Origin of the sequence: Sphingomonas citricola (assembly GCF_019429535.1) — a bacterium.
Lineage (GTDB): Bacteria > Pseudomonadota > Alphaproteobacteria > Sphingomonadales > Sphingomonadaceae > Sphingomonas > Sphingomonas citricola.
In genome coordinates, this window is the sequence record NZ_JAHXZM010000005.1 from 25,042 (window position 1) to 42,310 (window position 17,269).

Annotated in this window: 13 protein-coding genes; 6 read left to right on the forward strand and 7 right to left on the reverse strand. The window is 63.6% G+C overall.

The annotated features are described in order from the left end of the window. Positions 1–11 precede the first annotated feature (11 nt). Together KZ810_RS12825 and eruA are read right to left on the reverse strand one after the other, a co-directional pair. The gene (locus KZ810_RS12825) at positions 12–794 is read right to left on the reverse strand and encodes a hypothetical protein (protein ID WP_219769517.1); all 783 of its coding nucleotides are present in this window, start codon (positions 792–794) and stop codon (positions 12–14) included. Next, positions 791–4,831 carry an NACHT domain-containing antiphage protein EruA gene (gene eruA, locus KZ810_RS12830; RefSeq protein WP_219769518.1) on the reverse strand — a complete coding sequence of 1,347 codons (4,041 nt, stop codon included), beginning with the start codon at positions 4,829–4,831 and terminating at the stop codon, positions 791–793. Before eruA ends, KZ810_RS12825 begins: the two co-directional genes overlap by 4 nt. A 268-nt stretch (positions 4,832–5,099) precedes the next feature. Here eruA and KZ810_RS12835 point away from each other — a divergent pair, with 268 nt between their 5' ends. The 3 genes from KZ810_RS12835 (at position 5,100) to KZ810_RS12845 (ending at position 9,601) form a co-directional block, all read left to right on the forward strand. Further along, positions 5,100–6,836, forward strand: coding sequence for a hypothetical protein (locus tag KZ810_RS12835; protein ID WP_219769519.1), 1,737 nt, complete (start codon positions 5,100–5,102; stop codon positions 6,834–6,836). A gap of 5 nt (positions 6,837–6,841) precedes the next feature. Then, positions 6,842–8,737 carry a hypothetical protein gene (locus tag KZ810_RS12840; protein ID WP_219769520.1) on the forward strand — a complete coding sequence of 632 codons (1,896 nt, stop codon included), beginning with the start codon at positions 6,842–6,844 and terminating at the stop codon, positions 8,735–8,737. A 438-nt stretch (positions 8,738–9,175) separates the two neighbouring features. After that, positions 9,176–9,601, forward strand: a complete 426-nt coding sequence (locus tag KZ810_RS12845; RefSeq protein ID WP_219769521.1) for a DUF6628 family protein — start codon at positions 9,176–9,178, stop codon at positions 9,599–9,601. Between the two features lie 76 nt (positions 9,602–9,677). On the opposite strand, the gene KZ810_RS12850 is transcribed toward KZ810_RS12845, so the two are convergent. Next, a complete protein-coding gene (locus KZ810_RS12850) occupies positions 9,678–10,379 on the reverse strand; it encodes a hypothetical protein (RefSeq protein ID WP_219769522.1) in 702 nt (233 codons plus the stop codon). Between the two features lie 44 nt (positions 10,380–10,423). Next, a complete protein-coding gene (locus KZ810_RS12855; protein WP_219769523.1) occupies positions 10,424–11,692 on the reverse strand; it encodes a hypothetical protein in 1,269 nt (422 codons plus the stop codon). A gap of 192 nt (positions 11,693–11,884) precedes the next feature. On the opposite strand from KZ810_RS12855, the gene KZ810_RS12860 reads away from it, so the two are divergent. Together KZ810_RS12860 and KZ810_RS12865 are read left to right on the forward strand one after the other, a co-directional pair. After that, positions 11,885–13,531 carry a Na+/H+ antiporter gene (locus KZ810_RS12860; RefSeq protein ID WP_219769524.1) on the forward strand — a complete coding sequence of 549 codons (1,647 nt, stop codon included), beginning with the start codon at positions 11,885–11,887 and terminating at the stop codon, positions 13,529–13,531. Positions 13,532–13,534: 3 nt separating this feature from the next. After that, positions 13,535–15,061: a DUF389 domain-containing protein gene (locus KZ810_RS12865; RefSeq protein WP_258044889.1), complete on the forward strand. Its 1,527-nt coding sequence runs from the start codon at positions 13,535–13,537 to the stop codon at positions 15,059–15,061. A 25-nt stretch (positions 15,062–15,086) separates the two neighbouring features. On the opposite strand, the gene KZ810_RS12870 is transcribed toward KZ810_RS12865, so the two are convergent. Then, complete coding sequence (locus KZ810_RS12870) at positions 15,087–15,344, reverse strand: hypothetical protein (RefSeq protein ID WP_219769525.1); 258 nt, start codon at positions 15,342–15,344, stop codon at positions 15,087–15,089. 102 nt (positions 15,345–15,446) lie between these two features. Further along, the gene (locus KZ810_RS12875; protein ID WP_219769526.1) at positions 15,447–15,809 is read right to left on the reverse strand and encodes a response regulator; all 363 of its coding nucleotides are present in this window, start codon (positions 15,807–15,809) and stop codon (positions 15,447–15,449) included. A 335-nt stretch (positions 15,810–16,144) separates the two neighbouring features. Between KZ810_RS12875 and KZ810_RS12880 the strand changes: the two genes are divergently transcribed. Further along, positions 16,145–16,726: a cell wall hydrolase gene (locus KZ810_RS12880; RefSeq protein ID WP_219769527.1), complete on the forward strand. Its 582-nt coding sequence runs from the start codon at positions 16,145–16,147 to the stop codon at positions 16,724–16,726. 264 nt (positions 16,727–16,990) lie between these two features. On the opposite strand, the gene KZ810_RS12885 is transcribed toward KZ810_RS12880, so the two are convergent. After that, positions 16,991–17,194 carry a helix-turn-helix domain-containing protein gene (locus KZ810_RS12885; protein WP_219769528.1) on the reverse strand — a complete coding sequence of 68 codons (204 nt, stop codon included), beginning with the start codon at positions 17,192–17,194 and terminating at the stop codon, positions 16,991–16,993. Positions 17,195–17,269: the final 75 nt, after the last annotated feature.

A 17,269-nucleotide genomic window follows, 5' to 3' on the forward strand; every position in this document is an offset into this window, starting at 1 on the left:
GAGATCAGGCTTCATTCGTCTCTGGCGACCAGCGTGGGATCGGATGATAGGCGGCTCGGCAGCGGGCGGCCAGCTTCGTGCGCTTCGCGAATTTCCCGGATGCGCAGAGTGATCCACGGCGGGAACGGGATCTTCAGATCCTGAAATCGGATCGCGCGATTGAGCCAGGGATGGCCTTGCTCATGAAGCTGCTGGGCATGATCGCTACTTTCGAGCAACGGACCGAACGTAACCTCTGCCACGTCCATCGTCGATAGCATGGTGTCGAGCCTGTCCAGCACCGCCGCTTCAAAGGCGGCCAGATCGTCCATATCGGCCTGATCGGGGAACCGGATCGTCCTGACGATCGCGTCCGGAAGATACCGGAAAACCGTGAGCGGCGCTCCCATGTCGTTCCACCAGATCGCCGGCATCGCGATGCCATCGGCGCGCTTCTGCCTGGGATGCCGTGGAAGCTGGGCGATGCTGAGATCGACCAGCTCATTGAAACTGGTGACGAACCAGACATGGTGTTCGGCGCCCCAGAAGCCGCCCCAAGTGTCATGGCCGGCGGCGGCATAGACCTCCACCGAACAGAATGCGCCCATCCACAGGCGACCGCCGATACCGAAGCGGTCGAGCGCGGCCTGAAGCGCTTTTGCGGCTTGCAGGCATTTCGTCGAATAGGCCTCGCCATAATGCTCCCGTGCGGTCGCATCGACCGCCTTTGCGACAAGCCGCCGCAGGAATGGCGGTGTCCTGCGACGTGTCTTGGCCTTCGCCACCTGTGCTTTGAGAAAGGCGGGCTTGATCATGTGTCCGGAGCCGCTTTTTCGGTGGGTCGCGATACATCGACGACGTAGACATCGATCAGGTCCCGGAGATTCTCGGGCAGCCGGCCGATGAGCATCGTCCGAAGGTCATCCGGGGTTTTCGGTCGCGACAAACCGTCGGGATGGGCGGGCAGATTCTTTCCCGGCACATCGCCGAACCACAGGACGATGTAGACGCCCCGGCCCTCAGCGTGCCAATCGTGCAGATAGCTTGCGGCAAGCTGCTCGACCGGCGCGGTCCAAACCTCGGGATGCCATTGCGCCTTGATCTCGACCGGCAGACCGATGCTGCCCAAGATCGCGGCTATGTCCGCGCGCTTCTGCTGCGGCATGTGCATTTCCGGCGCGAAGCGGATCGCGTCGGGCAACTGACCGGAGATATGCTCGACCAGACGGTTGCGGCAGAAATTCTCGCCGCGTGGTTTGGTGCCGTCCCAATAGGCTTCCCACATGTCGGTGCTGGTCGCGTGCATCCGACCGATGAGTGTGTTGATGCGGTCGCCGAAAAACGCCCGCATATCGTCGATCGTCGATGGCAGTCCGCCGCCGACGACGGCGGTGAGACCCGCAACCGACACTGACGTGAACTCCGAATCGCGGCGGGCGCGCATCTGAAGCGCCAGGGCATGCCGCAGCGGATCGACATAGCTCGGATCTGCAACGGCGATCAGATGTTCGAGCGCCGCGGTCGCGTCGCGCGACGGGTCACCGCCTATCGCATAGCCGCTGTTCTCGATCGTCGATGTCGCATCCCAGGGATTGGTATTGCCGCTCGAACTGCCCTGCGGGCGCGAGGTTCGCGGCCAAGCATGGCTGAACCGTTCGACGATGAACTGGCGCTGCGCGACCGACAGCCGTCGCTCGGGATCGTCGCGCTCGCCGGAAACGCGGTCGCGTATGAACCAGAGAAACTCGCGATCGTCCGCCGCCACGGCGACGAGGTCGTCGAATGTCGCATCGAAATCGACAAGAAAATCGAGCGCGAGCCACGCCAGCATAGTTTCATAGTCACGATGCTGGCGGCTGCGTGTGTCTCGCGCCAGCGCCTGCAATTCGGCCAGCTCGGCGTGGCGGGTCGCGTAGCCGAGAACTTCAGCCTCGACCGACGCCGGAAGCGAGGGGAAGCGGCGTAGCCACTCAACCGCCAGCCGCCCGGCCAATGGCCGCCAGCGGGGATCATTGCCTAGAAAATAGAGGTCATAGACGTGACCGGTCTTGCGCTCGAGCTGCGGCTCGATCGACGTGCGGAAGAACCGTTCGATGGCAGCGTCGTCGCACAGCACGGCATCCTCGAGCGGCTTTAAGTCGGTGCCGCCGGAAATCTGCGACTCCGTCGTGCGGCGCCACGCCATGAACGCAGACTCACGCGCTTCGACCGTCAAATCATCTACACTGAGATTGCGCCGCAGCCGTTCAGCCACCCCGCATACGAGGCTGAGTTCCGCGAAGTAAATCTTGTCGCTGAGATGGGTCTCGACGATGTCCTTAGCGGATGGCCGGTCGTTGCGATCGAAGCTTGCCATGAAGCCGTTCAGCACCCGCTCGCCGAGGTCATCGCCGAGAAATGCCGTGACCCGTGTTTCAGGTGGCGCTTCCTTTTCGAAGTCCCTGAAGCGACCGAGATAGGCTTTAGCCGGATCGTACAACAGGTTGGGCGCGCCGGCATCGACCGCCAGAAAATCCTTGGCGATGCTCTCGCGGAAGGTCTGATGAACACCAGCCCGCCGCGCATCGGCTTCCTTTTCAGCAGCAGCTTGCTTGCGTTCCCAGTCAAAGACGAGCGGCTTCGACAGCTCTTCGAGCTTCGCTATGAACTCAGGTGATTCAGCACCGATCTTGGCCGCGGCCTCCCGCACAGTCGCGGCGATGCCATCTCGGCGCGGCGCGAGGAGGACAAGCTCCTCCAACATTTCAAGATTGGTGTCGCCGTCGCCGCGACGCCGATCGAATTCCTCGATAAGCGCAATGACGTCGTCCTCATTTGGGTAGAGGCCGAGTCCGCACTCGTAAAACGCGAAGGTTGCATCGCGCACATGCTCGTATCCGCCATCAAATACGACATGCGTCTGGATCGCGCGCCGAACGGCTGGACGTGCGCCGAACCATTCGATCAGCGCATTGGTCGTTTCCCGCTTGTAGCCTTGATGATGATCAACCCAGAGCAGCCGCCGCCAAATATCGGCCGGCTCCATCTCGGGGTCGAGCGTCAGCGCGCGAAGCCCGGCCAGCCGCACTAGATCGGCAACCTGAGCCTTCGCCGAGTGATTGCTGTTCTCGACCAATGGCTCGCCATACCCCCGAGCCGCATCGAGCAGCGCGGTCAGCTGATCGATTGCCAGCGCTTCTATTGAGCTGTCGCTGAGGTGCGCAAGGTCAAGCCGGTCGTCATTCTGGTCGAGGTCGCTGACCGTTATACCGATGTGCGCGTAGAGGGTGCGCACGGCCAGTTCCATAGGTACGGCGCCAAGCCCTAGATCGTGCAACACTTCCCACGCCAGTCGCCGATCATCCTCGCCACCCTGCGCCAGCAGGCGTTCGATGGTGGCGGCGGGATCACCGATCCGGCCAAGTTCACGAAGTGCGTCCGCGGCCCGGTTGCGCTCGCCATAGTAGCGCGCCGTGTCGAACATCATCGCGCGCAACTCTGGTTCCAGCGCCGCGGTCAGCTCGCTTCCCGCCATCGCCTCGACCAGCAACAGCGTGAGGTGCGTGTGCTGGTCGGGCGTCCCGATCAGGGAAAGTATGTCGTCCTTGAGTTCGACGCGCATGAGACCGCTTGCCGGATGCCGGCCCCAATCCTCCGCTCGAAAGAACGGGTCGCGATCGGACAGCGCCGCTAGGGCGCGCAGTAAGCCGCGCGCGACATGGACAGGCATCGTCTCGGCATCGCCATAGCGCAGCACCGCATAGGGATCGGCGGCGACACAGACCTCCGCCAGCGTATTATCGAAATGGGCCAGCCAGGCGTGCAGCCCACGTAACGATGTCGGTACGCCGTGGCCCTGGCCGAACAGCGAAAAGAGCCGCCGCGCCGACACACCGGACTGGAAACAGCGCGCGAGCCACTTCGCGCCGAGATATTCGGCGACGACCCGGTGCAGGAGATGAAAGCGCTGACCACCTTCCGCCTCGAACAGCCGCGTGTGGAGCGCGGCGTCGATGGCCTCAGCGTGCGGAAGCGCGGCGATGCTCCCCACAAGGACGTAGCCATCGGGTATCTTGCCCGCCGGGCCGTTGAACAGACCCGCAAGGTCGCATAGCAATTGGGTGGCGGCGTAGGCACCGGCGGCAAGAAGTAGTTTCTCGGCCTCGGCATGCGCGTGCGCGGCGTCGTGATGGCGCGGATTTTCTTCCTGCACGAGAAGCTGACACGCGCGATCGAGCAACTGCGCGCGGCTGTTCGGTAATGCCTCGTCGCTCGCCGCGACTTCGCCGATCAACCGCAGCGTCAGTGGATTCTTGTAGATTTCCTCAAGCCCACGATCGGCAAGATGGGTGAGCACGCCCTCAACATCGACGGAAGGGAAATTACGGCGAAGGAAGAGCGTCGCATCATCTCGGTCGAACGCCAGCAAGTGGAGGAGAATGGCGGGTTGCACATAATCATCCTCGATCTTGATTCGATCGGCCGCCCCGCGCCAATCGACTTCGCGGCTCGACAGGATGAAGCGGGGATAGCCGAGCTTCGACAGTTGACCGAGAATGGCATCGACGCCGCCGCCAACCGTCGCCGACGCGATCTCGTCCAGCCCGTCGATGACCAGACATTCGCCATTGGGGATCAGGCGTTCAGGCTGAGCATTCCGCACGAAACTTGCCGCGCGAACGTAAACGAAGCCGGCCTGCCGCCCGATCGCCTGCGCCAGCACGCTTTTGCCTAGGCCCGGATCGCCAAGGATGACGACTGGACCATCAAGATCAAGGATCGCCGCCTGATTAATGATCACCGGCACGCGCGAGGTCGGGTCTTCGCGCTCAAGCCTCCGGTCAATCTCGATACTGGGCTTCACGTCCGCCATGATATTAACTTAATCATTGCTGCTCTTTTCAATCAACGCGTCCCGGTCGCGTATCGCCTCGACCGCGTAACGGACGTGCTCCTTGGGCCGCGACCCGGTCGGGAGGATCGGCTACGATTGTCCAGTTCCCGTCGGACAAGCGCTCGGCGGCGCGCGTAGTAGAGCCCAGCCGCATAGCAACATGTGGAATGGAAGAACAAAAAGAGAAAAGATCATTGCCGGATCGCACCGGCGACCCCATCTTCCTCCGTCGGGGCAAAGGGGGCTCATGACGCTCGAACAAGAGATCATTCAGGCGCTCGAAGCGGGCCGGTGGCTCGAATTCGTCAGTCGCTATAATCTGCGCGAAGACGCCGATGAGCCTTCGATGCGCGCGCTCGCGATTGGCCTTCACAACACAGGCCGTTTCGATCTGCTGGCCGCGATCGACGAGTTCAGAGATGACGGTGATACATTCCGCTTCTACGAGATCCAGCAATTCTATTCGGACGCGCTGCCGCAGCTTGACGCCGAACCCGCCGCGATGCTGAAGGCGGTCCGCCGCCTGGTCGAGGAAGGTGGACGCAATCGCGACGGCGGCTTCATCGCGCTTCCCTTCCGTGATTGGTGCAAGGGCGCCGGACGCGCCACCGCCATCGCCACATTGCTCGATTTCAAAGCGCCGCGCGATGGCTGGTATCTGCGCCTGGCGCTTGAAGGCTGGTCAACGAGCGATCCAGACGGCGCGCTCGACTGGGCGCTCGCCCTGATAACGGGACAGCCTGGACCGCCACGCGCCGCCGCGCTCGAGGCGCTTGGCTCGCTTGGTCCAACCCCAGCGCTCGCGGCCCGCGCGATCGCCGCGCTGCGCCAGCATCTCGAACAGGAAGCCGACGACCAAAGCCTCGGCATTGGTCTCTATGCGGCGATCGAGCTCCACGGCCGCGGCGAACAGGCCAACGCGGCCGATACGGGCGCGATCGTCACTCTGGCCGCTAAGCGCGGCGGCAGCGAGATGCGCCGCCGGGCGATGCAGGCGCTCTGGTTTCAGTGGAAGTCGGCCTCGCCGGCGATCCTCGACCACCTCATTCAGATCGCCGAGACCATCGATGGTAGCGACGCCGTGGCAGTCGATCATCTTGATCATGCGCTATACCAGATGATCTCGGGCGAGCATGTCGAGCACGCCATTGCCATTGTCCGCACGCTCCTGTCCGCCAATCGCGGCACACTCACCGTCCACAGTTTTGACGGGTTCGAGCATCAGCTGCTGACCCAACATCGCGCACGGTTCGAGACGCTCGCGGTCGAATGGTTCGTGACCGGCGACCGCGCGCTTGGCGAAGCGGTCATGGCGCTAGTCGCCAAGGTGCATGGCGCGCCGATGCTGCTCCGTCCTGACCTCGCCCCGTTCGGCTATGGTCCGGCGGAACTGATCTTCCTCGCGCGCAAGGCGGTCGGCTACCTCTTTTCCACCCCGGTCACGGCCGCCTCGCTGCTGATGGCGATCATGCGCACTGGCGTCGGCGACGCGGTCAAGGGCTCGACCGAACTGCTGTTCGATCCGCTGCTCGTCAACTATTCAGGCGAGCTTGGTGAGCATCTGCGCGAGGCCGCCAAGGACACTGACGATCCGGCGGCCCCGCACGTCGAGGCGGCGCTTCAGCAGCTGGAAAGCTATCTCGAGGGCCTGCGCGCGGTGGGTCGGGTGAAGGCGCTAGACCCATCCGAGCGTGAGCGGATGATCGAATGGCGCCGCCGGCAACAGGAGATGGAAGAGGCGATGAAGGCCGGCGAGAAGGAATCGATTTTCTCGCAGCTCGCGACCAAGGTCGTGCTGCTCTACGGCAACCGCTCGATCACCTATGTTGCACCGTTCGGCGATGAGCCCGGCTCCGAACGACGCATGGTCACCGAGATGCAGAGCCATCATCATTCCCACGAGTATGCGCGCATGATCGTGGTCGATCCGCACGGGATCGACCTCATGCTGCGGCATTTCCGTGTCGAGCGCTTGCCGACATGAGGCTGATGATCCGCGAATATCTGGCTTCGCTGCGCGAGCGCGGCGAGCTGGACGCGATCCTGCCCGATCTCCTGACGGAGATGGGCTACAGGGTTTTCTCGCGTCCGAGCGTGGGCACGCGCCAGCATGGCGTCGATATCGGTGCGGTCGGGCGCGATATCGACGGGCAGGACAAGGTCTTCCTTTTCTCGGTCAAGGCCGGAAGCCTCAGCCGTCAAGACTGGAATGTCGGGCAGCAGGCGTTGAAGCCGTCGCTCGATGAAATTCTCCACGTCTATCTGCGCGCACGGCTTCCAATCGAGCATACTCAGCTTCCCGTCGTCGTCTGCCTCACGTTCGGCGGCGGGATCGACGAGAGTGTCCGTTCGGACGTCGAAGGCTATATAAACTTCAACTCGAACGACCGGATCAGCTTCAGGCAATGGGACGGCGATCATCTTGCCGCGCTTATCGACGAAGGCCCCTTACGCGAGGGTCTGATGTCGGGCGATTTGCGCGGTCATCTGCGCAAGGCGGTGGCGATGGTCGAGGAACCGGAAGTGGCGATGAGTCATTTCGGGCAGCTGATCCGGGTGCTGACCGACGAAGCCAAGCCGAAGAGCGCGGATCGGCTGCGCCGCGTGCGGCAGATGACCCTCTCGCTGTGGATCATGTTCGGCTGGGCGCGCGAGGCCGAAAATGTCGAAGCGCCCTATCGCGCGAGCGAGATGGCGCTGTTGCACGCGTGGCAGTTGTTGAAACAGGATCTCGGCAAAACCACCCAGGCGGGTGAAGCCGCTGGTCTCGCGTTCAACGCGCTGGTCGAACTGCACCATGCCATCTGGGACGAACTCTACGCCAAGGCGATCCTGCCGCACGCCAATACCCAGCATGGCATCTCGTCGGCGATCCGCTCGATGAGTGCGGTCGATGTGAACCTCAAGCTCTTCGAAATGGTCGGCCGGATCGCGCTGCGGGGGCTTTGGCTGGTTTGGCTGGCCAGTGATTTCGCGAAGGCGCCGCAGCTCGTGCCCGACGGCGATCAGGCGGAAGCGATAGATGAACTCGCGCTCCAGCTAGTGGCGCTGATCCGCAACAACCCGGCACTGTTGACGCCGATCGCTGACTGGCAGGCGATCGACATCGGGCTAGCAATCACCTTTCTCGCCTGCCGCAAGCCGTTCCACGACGCGATCGGCGAATGGGCCGACAGCCTCTCGGACAAGGCATGGTTCGCCTATCGCACGCACGGGGCCTACCCGACCCGGCACGCGAGCTACTGGTATCTGGTCTCGCACCCGGCGAGCAGTAGCGACGAATATCGCCAGGAGTCTACCGAGGGGAGCGTGCTTTATCCGATGCTCGCCTTCTGGGCCGAGGCGCTCAAACGCGAGGACGTGCTCGACCGGCTCGTCGACTTCAAGGCCGAGGACCTCCCGCACTGCAATTTCCAGATGTTCCTACTCGACCAGGACAGCGAGGCGCAGCTCTATCTTGGCGACGATCGTCACGGCTCGGTGTTGTGCGATGTCACTCCCAAGAAGGGCGAGACACGCACGCTGTTCATGGCGCGGCGGGAATGCGAAGCCATAACCGATTATAATCGGCTCTCGGCGGTCGAGCTTGGCCATTGGCCTATCGTCCTAACAGCCTGCCGGTTGCATCGCATGCCGGTGCCGCCACAGCTTTGGCTCGATATCATCGACGCAGCCGCCAAGGACGATGATCGCCCCGTTTCCGCTACACCCCCTGCATCAAGCGGCCCACAGCCGACACGTAGCCCGATCCCGAGGCGCCGCTGGCGCCCGATGCTGCGGGCAAGCACGAGCCGCCCCGCTGTCGCTGCCGCGACGCTCGACAATCACGAAATCGCGCATGTCTGCTCGATGCACATCGCGCTAGGCTACGCCCAAGTCGATTGAGCACAGCTGCGATTGGTACCGATCCGGTGCTTGTCAGTTAAGCTAAGTTCCTTGCGTCGCCTCCACGTTACCTTCGGGCGACACCGCGCGGTGAGCCAAAGCTCAATTGCGCTCCTGAAAGGAGCTATTCCGGACTGTCCAACATTTTGGTAATTCGAAGAAGCTCGTTAAACGTCCGCTTTCAGGCGATCGGTGGGAGTGCTTCAACGACCGATTGTAAAGCGCGAAGCTGCCTGCTCGCTGAGCATGAACAAAGGGCAGCTTACTGGTGCGTCTCACCCAAAGCGGCCATTCCGGTTTCCAACAAAACAAGACGTTCGCCCGGCTATCAACGGCATCGCGCACCGACAGCGGCATGCCAAACAGACTCATCGTGATTGCGATTGACTTGCAATAGCGAACTAGTGACGATGTGCGGGCACGAAGGAGTCGTTCGCGATGACCATCACCGCCACCCTGTCTGCACTGCCCCACACCGCACCTCCTTGCGAGAATGCGCGCATCGCATTGTTCGCGATACGCCGGCTGGGCGCACATGGCTTGTCCGACGCCAGGGTCGCGCACGCGTTCTTCATCGCGTTTGGCAAAGGCTTTCGCCGTCCTTTGACCTTGGCACGCGCGATGATGTCAGACATTGCCGCGACATCGACCATGTCGATCTCGATTGCGCCGTGCTGCTGCCCGCGCGTGACCGCGTCGGAGCAAGCGCTGCTGACAATCATCGCGCGGGTCGAGCACGATCGCGAAAGCGCGTCGTTGCTGATGGCCGACCTGCTCGGGCATCGCCGGGTCGATGGCGTCCTTGCCAGCGTCGCCGCGATCGCCGCCGCCTTTGCCGATGAAGGCCGACCGGTCTGCGCATAAGCGCCGAGATCACAGGCGAGCCATGCGACCAAGGGTTTGATAGCGGCTGAGCATCGCTCGCGGGCGTCGGCGGGGGTCAGTCCGCCGGACGAACGGTCCGCTGAACCTCGCCGTCCGCGCCCAGGAAGTCGATCGATGCAGCACCATCTTCAGCGACGCGCAGCACCAGCCGTTTGCGCCCTGCCCCATCGCGGAGCACCAGCTGCGACGACTTGTCGGTCGCTCGGCCCGCGAACAGCCGCTGCGTGCTACCGACGTTCGCGGCACGGTAAGCCGCATCCTGTTCGCGCTCGGGCAGGGTGCGCACCCGGTCGACGGCGGCGAAATCGAGCCGGCCCTCGGGCTGGTCGTTGACCTTGATCCCGGCCGAGCGCTCCTGCCCTTCCTCAAAGCCGAACAGCTGCACGACCTGATCCTGATTGTAGCGATCAAATGTGAGACTGCCACCGCTGGCCGCCTTGCCGTTTTGATCCTTGCCCGCGAAGATCAGGCCGCCATTCTCTGTGCCTTCGTCGTTGAAGAAGAGCATACCGGCCATGCGGCGGTCCGGGCGCGGGTATTCCTTGCCGCCACCAATGAAGCCGGGCGCCTGTGCTGCGCTGGCGATAGTCATGCGCAGCGTGCCGTCCGGCTCGCGCACGTTGATCCGCCCGACATCGATCGTGTCAAATTTCGCCGACCTGCTCGCCGGTGCCGCCGCCGTCAGTCCCATCCAGATAGCTGCGGCGGTCAACGCACCCGCGTAGATCGTCAGCGCACGCCCTGCGTCGAGATTCATTATCATCTCCCTCCTCTCAAGACCCGAAGTTTTGCCGCCTGCCATTAACGGGTACCAAGCAGCGACGAGGGCGTGAGTTCGGGTGCCACCACGACCATGTCGTACTGCAGCAACAGCTTGCGCCATGCCGCAGGCATGTCGGCGGGCGTGTTGGTGCGCAACGGTCGCAGGTCGACGAGCATCCAGTCGCGCTTGCCTGCACTCCGCTCGTGCAAGGCGAGCGCATCCTTCAGCCAAACATAGTCCTCGTCCTCGGTCATGACGAAGGGCGTTTGTCCGAGCGGTCGCCCGACACCGCCGTACGTGGCACGCTGCCCCTTCGCACCGTAGACCGCGATGTGGAGCGACGAGGTGCCCGCACCCTCGGCGCGCTCGGCAACGAAATTGCCGACATCGCGCTGGCGCAGGTTGTTGATGCCCTTCGCCATGTGCACGTCGCCAAATTTGAACAGCACGCGCGACGCGGCGGGCGCAGTGGCGAGATAGTTGACCAGCGTTCGCTTCATCAGCCGCGCGCGCTGCCCGTTGGAAGCATAGCCGTTGGTCTGTTGTCCGAGGTAAATCTCGCGTGTCTCGGCGAGTGCGGCGAACAATTCGTTCGCGTGCGCGCCGCCGTCCCTGGCGATGGCAGCGTGCGCTGCGTGCATCTGTGTGTCACTAATCTTGTAGATGAAGAAGTCGCCCACCGATCCCGAGCGGACGGCCGCTGCCGTGAAGCCGCGGTCGAGGGTTGCTAGTTGCGCGATAGCAGCGCGCGCGATGGGGCCGGGGCGTGCCGCCAGCATCTGCTCGAGCAGGTAGCTAGTTGCGCCGAAGAACTCCTGATCCAGCCCCCACATGCGAAAGCCTGGACCTGCTGCCTGCGCGCACGCCGCCGCCATGTCGCTCTCGTCGCGCCCGTTCTGGAACGCCATCACGTCAGGGTACGTCCGCGCGAACGCGGCAATGCGTGCAAGCCGGTCGGGGCGGCGCAGATTGGCGTTGACGACCCTGGTGACCTCGGGTCCGGTCTCGACCGCGAAGGCGTGCAGACCACCCGGCGCCATGATCCGGCAGATGCCCGTCGCGAACTGCGGGATCTCGCGCGAGAGGTGGTCTTCGCCGAGCAGCACGTAGCGCGCCTTCGTTACCGCATCGGCGATGACCTTCGCGCCCTCGCCTTCAAGCGTGCCGTCAGCGCTGACCTGCAGTGTCGTGCGCGCCTGTTCCAGCCTGGTCGCGAAGGGCGCCTTCGCGCTCTGCGCCGACGCACTGCCCGCCAGCGCACACAGGCCTGCGGCAATGCTTGCTAACCGCACGACATGGCTCTTCATCTTATCTACCCCTTGTTGCTGATCTACCATTAGCAAGCCTCGTGCCAGTGTCGCGCAAGGCGTAGCGAACGCCCGAAGCATCACGGCGCTCACCGGATAGTGGCGTGCCCTGCCATTTGTCGGTGGCCGATGACGGGGTGACCCTCGGCTCAAAGTCGGTACAAGGCACAGCAGAGCCATCCGGAGCATGTATTGAACGTCGTAACCTTGTGCCTCTTTCTGCTGCTGGCAGTCGTCGCGAGCAGCATCGTGTCGCGCATCCTGCCATCCGCCCTGCCGCGCCCGCTCGTCCAGATCGGCCTCGGCGCGCTGATCGGCCTGTTTGCCGGGGTCCGTGTCGAGCTCGACCCCGAGCTGTTCTTCCTGCTGCTCGTACCGCCGCTGCTGTTCCTCGATGGCTGGCGCATCCCGAAGGACGAGCTGTTCCGCGACAGCCGCGCGATCCTGGGTCTGGCACTCGGTTTGGTGTTTTTGACGGTGCTCGGCGTCGGCTTGTTTATCCACTGGCTGATCCCGGCCATGCCGATGGCAGTGGCGTTCGCGCTCGCCGCCATCGTGTCACCGACCGACCCGATCGCAGTCGGCGCGGTCGCGCAGAAGGTGTCGATCCCCAAGCGCATGATGCACATTCTCGAAGGCGAATCGCTGCTCAACGACGCGTCCGGGCTCGTCTGCCTGCGCTTCGCGATCGCCGCGGCGTTGAGCGGCACCTTCTCGATCAGCAGTGCGATCTCGACCTTTGCGTGGATGGCGCTCGCTGGTGTGGCGATCGGCGTCGGCGTGACCTGGGCGATCGTACGCGGCAAGGCAGCGTTCGCCGAGCGCTTCGGCGACGACAGCGGCTCCAACATCCTCGTCAGCCTGCTCATCCCGTTTGGCGCATATCTGGTGGCGGAGCATGTCCACGCGTCGGGCGTGCTGGCGGCCGCCGCATCAGGCATTGCCATGACGTTTGCTAGCGGTGGCGTGTCACTGGGTGCGGCCACCCGCATCAGGCGCCGCGCAGTGTGGGACATGCTCCAGTTCACGTTGAATGGCGTGATCTTCGTGCTCTTAGGTGAGCAATTCCCCGATCTTCTCAACCGTGCACGCGCGACCATCCAGACGACTGGGCACAGCAGCATGTGGTGGTTGCTGCTCTATGTCGCGGCAATCACCGCGGCACTGGGCGCGCTGCGCTACACCTGGGTCTGGGTATCGCTGCGCTTCACGCTGCTGCGCGCGCGGCGACGCGGCGCGGATGCTGGAAGCCCGCCGCGCCGGATCGTCGGTGCGATGTCGGTGGCGGGGGCTCGCGGCGCGATCACGCTGGCGGGTGCGCTGACGCTGCCGATGGCGCTGACGGACGGCTCACCGTTCCCGACACGCGACTTAGTGATCCTGCTCGCCTCGGGCGTGATCCTCTCCTCGCTCGCGATCGCGTCGCTGGGGCTGCCGTTACTGCTGCGCGGCCTCCACCTGCCCCACGACGAGGGCGCGGCCGACGAGCGCGATCGCGCGCGGATCAAGGGGGCCAAGGCCGCGATCGCCGAGATTGAGCGTGCGCAGCACCAGATGGCCGAGGAACAGGGCGACGCGGATCGCTCGACCGAAGTCGCTGCGCGCATCATGGACCAGTACCGCGAACGGATCGACAGCATTGCTGGAGACGAGGATGACCGCTCCCGACAGGCGCAGGAGACACGGCTCGAGCGCAAGCTGCGACTTGCGGGCATCCGCGCTGAACGTGAAGCGATCTTCGGTCTGGCGCGCGAGCGCGAGATCAGCATCACGCTTGCCGAACAGCTCGGCCGAGAACTCGACCTGGCAGATGCGCGTCTCACGCGTCTGGGCGTCTGAGCGATGACGCAACTGACACAAGGACGAGGCCGCCTGCGGCGTTGGTGGTCGATGTGGGTGGTCGGCGGCGTCGACCATGACGCGATCTTGAAGCAGATCAGTGAGGATTCCGGCTGGTCTGGACGCTACGCGTTCCTGGTCGTCATCTCGGCGATGATCTCGCTCCTCGGCCTCCTGATGCCGTCAGTTGCGGTACTGATCGGTGCCATGCTGCTGTCGCCGCTCATGATGCCGATCATCGGTCTCGGCTTTGGGATTGCGACGGTAGACCCGCGCGAGATCCGGCGCTCGGCAACCGCACTGCTGGTTGGTGCGGTGCTCGCAATTGCCTTGTCGGTGGTGTGCGTGACGCTGTCGCCGATCCAGACGATTACCAGCGAGATTGCCGGGCGTACGCGGCCGACGCTGTTTGATCTTCTCGTCGCCCTGTTGTCAGCAGTCGCAGGTGCTTACGCACTAATTCGCGGTCGTGGCGGCACGGTGGTCGGCGTCGCAATTGCGATCGCGCTCATGCCGCCGCTCGTCGTTGTGGGGTTTGGTATCGCGACACTGAACTGGACCGTGTTCGCGGGCTCGCTGCTGCTGTTCCTTACCAACGCGATCACGATTGCGCTGACCGCGGCGCTCGTCGCACGCCTGTACGGCTTCGGCGCGCATCTGTCACCGCAGCATACCGGATGGCAGCTCGTCCTGTTCTTCGTCGCGCTCGGCCTGCTATCGGTGCCGCTCGGCGCTGCGCTCAGGCAGATCGCGTTTGAAGCGGTGGCGCAGCGGCAGGTTCGCGACACGATCAGCGATCGCTTTCCCGACGCTTCGCGGCTCGGGCAGCTCGACATCGACTATGCTGCCACGCCGATCCGCATCCGCGCTGTGGTGCTAACGCCTCAGCTCGACCCAAGTGCAGATCGCGTGCTGGCGGCCGACCTGCGTGCGCGGTTGCAGCGACCGATCGACGTCCATGTCGACCAGCTGCATGTCGATCCCGAGGGGGATGGGGTCGAAGCCGCTCAGATCGCGCGCGCGAACAGCGCAAGCCAAGCTGCGGATGCTGATCGTCAGCAGCGTGCGGTGGCAAGTGTTGCACTGATCGCGGGTGTTCAGCCTGACGCCGTGACCGTCGACACCGACAAGCGCGTGCTCAGCACAATCGCTTCGGCACTGCCCGGCTTGCCGATCGCACTCTATCGTCTGCTGGAGCAGCGGGCGTCGCGTGGCGCGCCGGGTTGGACGGTGCGCATCATCCCACCCCGTGACGCAGTGCTACCGTCATTGCCGATCGCGGCTGGCGTAATCAGCGATGACGCCTTGCAGGTTGCGGCGTGGAGCTCGCGGCGCGACAAGCGAGCTTTGCTGGTCAATGGCGGAACACGTGAGCAGCGGCTCGCGGTAGCGGAAGGGGTCGACGACAGAGGCGGCGAGGCAGGTGCCGGCGTAGCCGGCGGACCATTACGTTTTATATGGTCTGCTGAAGATGCGGCCGCCACCAATCCGTTGGGAGCACGAGCAAAAGAGCAGGCACCTGGCACGTGAGCGGTCGGATGCGGCATGCGCCGCGCTATTGTACGAGGATCAGCAACGCGCAGCTGATTAGTAGCAGAAGAGCGACGAAGGCGTAACGCGCCGGCCGCCAGCGGATGAGCAGGTAAAGGCCCATCAAGGCCACCGTGCACTGCAATCCTGCCTCGGCAAACCCGTGCACGAAGCCGGTCGCCATGCCGTTGCCGGCCGCATCGTTGCTTGTCACGCGCGTGTGCAAGCCGATCCAGCCGAGGACCCCGCACCAGCCAGCAAGCACCCACGCGATGTAGGTCAACGGTTCTGGTCTTAGCCGGCAGAACCTGGTTTTCAGCGTCTGAGGCACCGCGACTTGATCACCTCGCCAAAACTTAGGCCGTACTGAGGGACTGGTACTACCTTATGGGTTTGGTGATACCGCCCACGCGCGTGAGAAGGCTGTCGCCAGATCAGCGTAGGAAAATGGCTTTGTGAGAATGGCGACTGCGTGATCGCACGGCACGCACTCATCTGCGAGCGCAGTAATAAAGATCGTCGGCAGCTCGCCATGTGTTGCTCTTATAGCTTCTACGGCATGCGGCCCACGCCCGTTCTTGATCCGGACGTCTGACGTAATGAGCGTCGGCAGGCGGGCATCCGCCATGCGCACCGCTTCAGCCTCACTTTCCGCCACGTCGAACGAGCTTGCACCTTCGCAGGTGAGGAAGTCGCAGATGATCTCGGCCACGAGCGGTTCGTCTTCGATCACGAGAACGTGGCACATGCGATACATCCTTGATCGAGATCAAAGCTGAATGGCTGGCCACGCCGTTAGTTCATTTGCGGCAGCGACCACACCCTACCGCGCTTGCGGCGACGGCCCCACGATGCGTCGGCATAGCCGCAGCGCTACTCGCCCTTTCTCGGGCCGGCTGTCATTCAGGCTTCGCTGCTTACTGTTTCTTCGTCTATTCAGCAGCCGATCGTGGGCAGGAGTGTTAGCCGCTGGTGTCAGAATAGACTAGCTCCACTAGTAGCGGTGATATGAGATCTGGACGCCCGTCTTCTCGCACGAAACGCCGTGCGGCACAGCGTGACGCCGCTGCCGAGCGTTGGCTGTTGCTGATTTTCGTGGTCCTCGCGGTCATCATTGTGTCGAGCCTGCCAGGTTCCGAGCAAGGTGCGAAACACACCGAACGCGCAAAGCCACTGACCATGGCACAAGCACGAGCCTCGAACGCCGCAGTTCCAATTGTTGTGAGCAAGCGAGCGCGCGCAGCACCGTTCCACTTCGGAGGCGGACCCGCCGAGCGTGCCCAGGCCATTGATTGCCTCGCGACCGCAGCGCTCTACGAGATCGGCGACGATCCGCGCGGGCAGCGCGCGGTTATCCAGGTCATCCTCAATCGTGCCCGTGCACCTGGCTTCCCGCACACAATTTGCGGCGTCGTCTACCAAGGCTTCGAGCGGACCACAGGCTGTCAGTTCTCGTTTACCTGCGACGGCTCAATCCAGCGGCGAACCAAACATTTCGGTTGGACCGCAGCTCGACGTGCGGCGAGGCGGGCGCTCGCGGGCCATGTCTTTGCCGCCGTGGGGCGTGCCACGCACTATCATGCCGACTGGATGGTGCCGTACTGGCGCGATACAATGACCAAGGTTGCCAAGGTGGATACCCACCTCTTCTACGTGCGGCGCTGACACGCAGCAGAACGATCTTCTCCATCGCCTGCGAGCGATGCCGCAGCGTTGGTGAGGGCCGCTGCTACGCTGACCGCGCGGCGCACTCGCACGATGCGCTCGGGCAGGGTTTGCTCACTCGTGAGTAACGCTATGGCACTTGCATCTTCGAGCAGTGCTCCTGCCCGCGTCATCAGCTGTTCGGCTAGCTCAACATCATCGGTGTCCATGTTGTGACGGACACTGCAAGCCGGCCTGGAAGTCTAGCTGCAGCTTTCGCGTCGCTTACGCGATCAGCTCGCTCGCGGTCACTTCGAGCGGCTGCGCGAGCTTCTCGACCACGGTGATGGTGGGGTTACGCCGAGCCCGTTCGATGTCGCTGACGTAGGTGCGGTGAATGCCGGCGCGGTCGGCATAATCTTCCTGGCTCCAGCCTCTCGCCTCGCGAAGGCGGCGGACGTTCTGGGCGAGGCGGGTGCGTATCTCCACGACCACCCACAGACTGCCATGCAGCTGATCAATCTACAGACGATCAGTGACATTCGAGTTGACTGTTCGTCGACA

Bases quoted from the DNA above. Each gene is read 5' to 3' on its own strand.
- KZ810_RS12825 (WP_219769517.1), bottom strand. From the start codon at position 794: ATGATCAAGCCCGCCTTTCTCAAAGCACAGGTGGCGAAGGCCAAGACA.
- eruA (WP_219769518.1), bottom strand. From the start codon at position 4,831: ATGGCGGACGTGAAGCCCAGTATCGAGATTGACCGGAGGCTTGAGCGC.
- KZ810_RS12835 (WP_219769519.1), top strand. From the start codon at position 5,100: ATGACGCTCGAACAAGAGATCATTCAGGCGCTCGAAGCGGGCCGGTGG.
- KZ810_RS12840 (WP_219769520.1), top strand. From the start codon at position 6,842: ATGATCCGCGAATATCTGGCTTCGCTGCGCGAGCGCGGCGAGCTGGAC.
- KZ810_RS12845 (WP_219769521.1), top strand. From the start codon at position 9,176: ATGACCATCACCGCCACCCTGTCTGCACTGCCCCACACCGCACCTCCT.
- KZ810_RS12850 (WP_219769522.1), bottom strand. From the start codon at position 10,379: ATGAATCTCGACGCAGGGCGTGCGCTGACGATCTACGCGGGTGCGTTG.
- KZ810_RS12855 (WP_219769523.1), bottom strand. From the start codon at position 11,692: ATGAAGAGCCATGTCGTGCGGTTAGCAAGCATTGCCGCAGGCCTGTGT.
- KZ810_RS12865 (WP_258044889.1), top strand. From the start codon at position 13,535: ATGACGCAACTGACACAAGGACGAGGCCGCCTGCGGCGTTGGTGGTCG.
- KZ810_RS12875 (WP_219769526.1), bottom strand. From the start codon at position 15,809: ATGTGCCACGTTCTCGTGATCGAAGACGAACCGCTCGTGGCCGAGATC.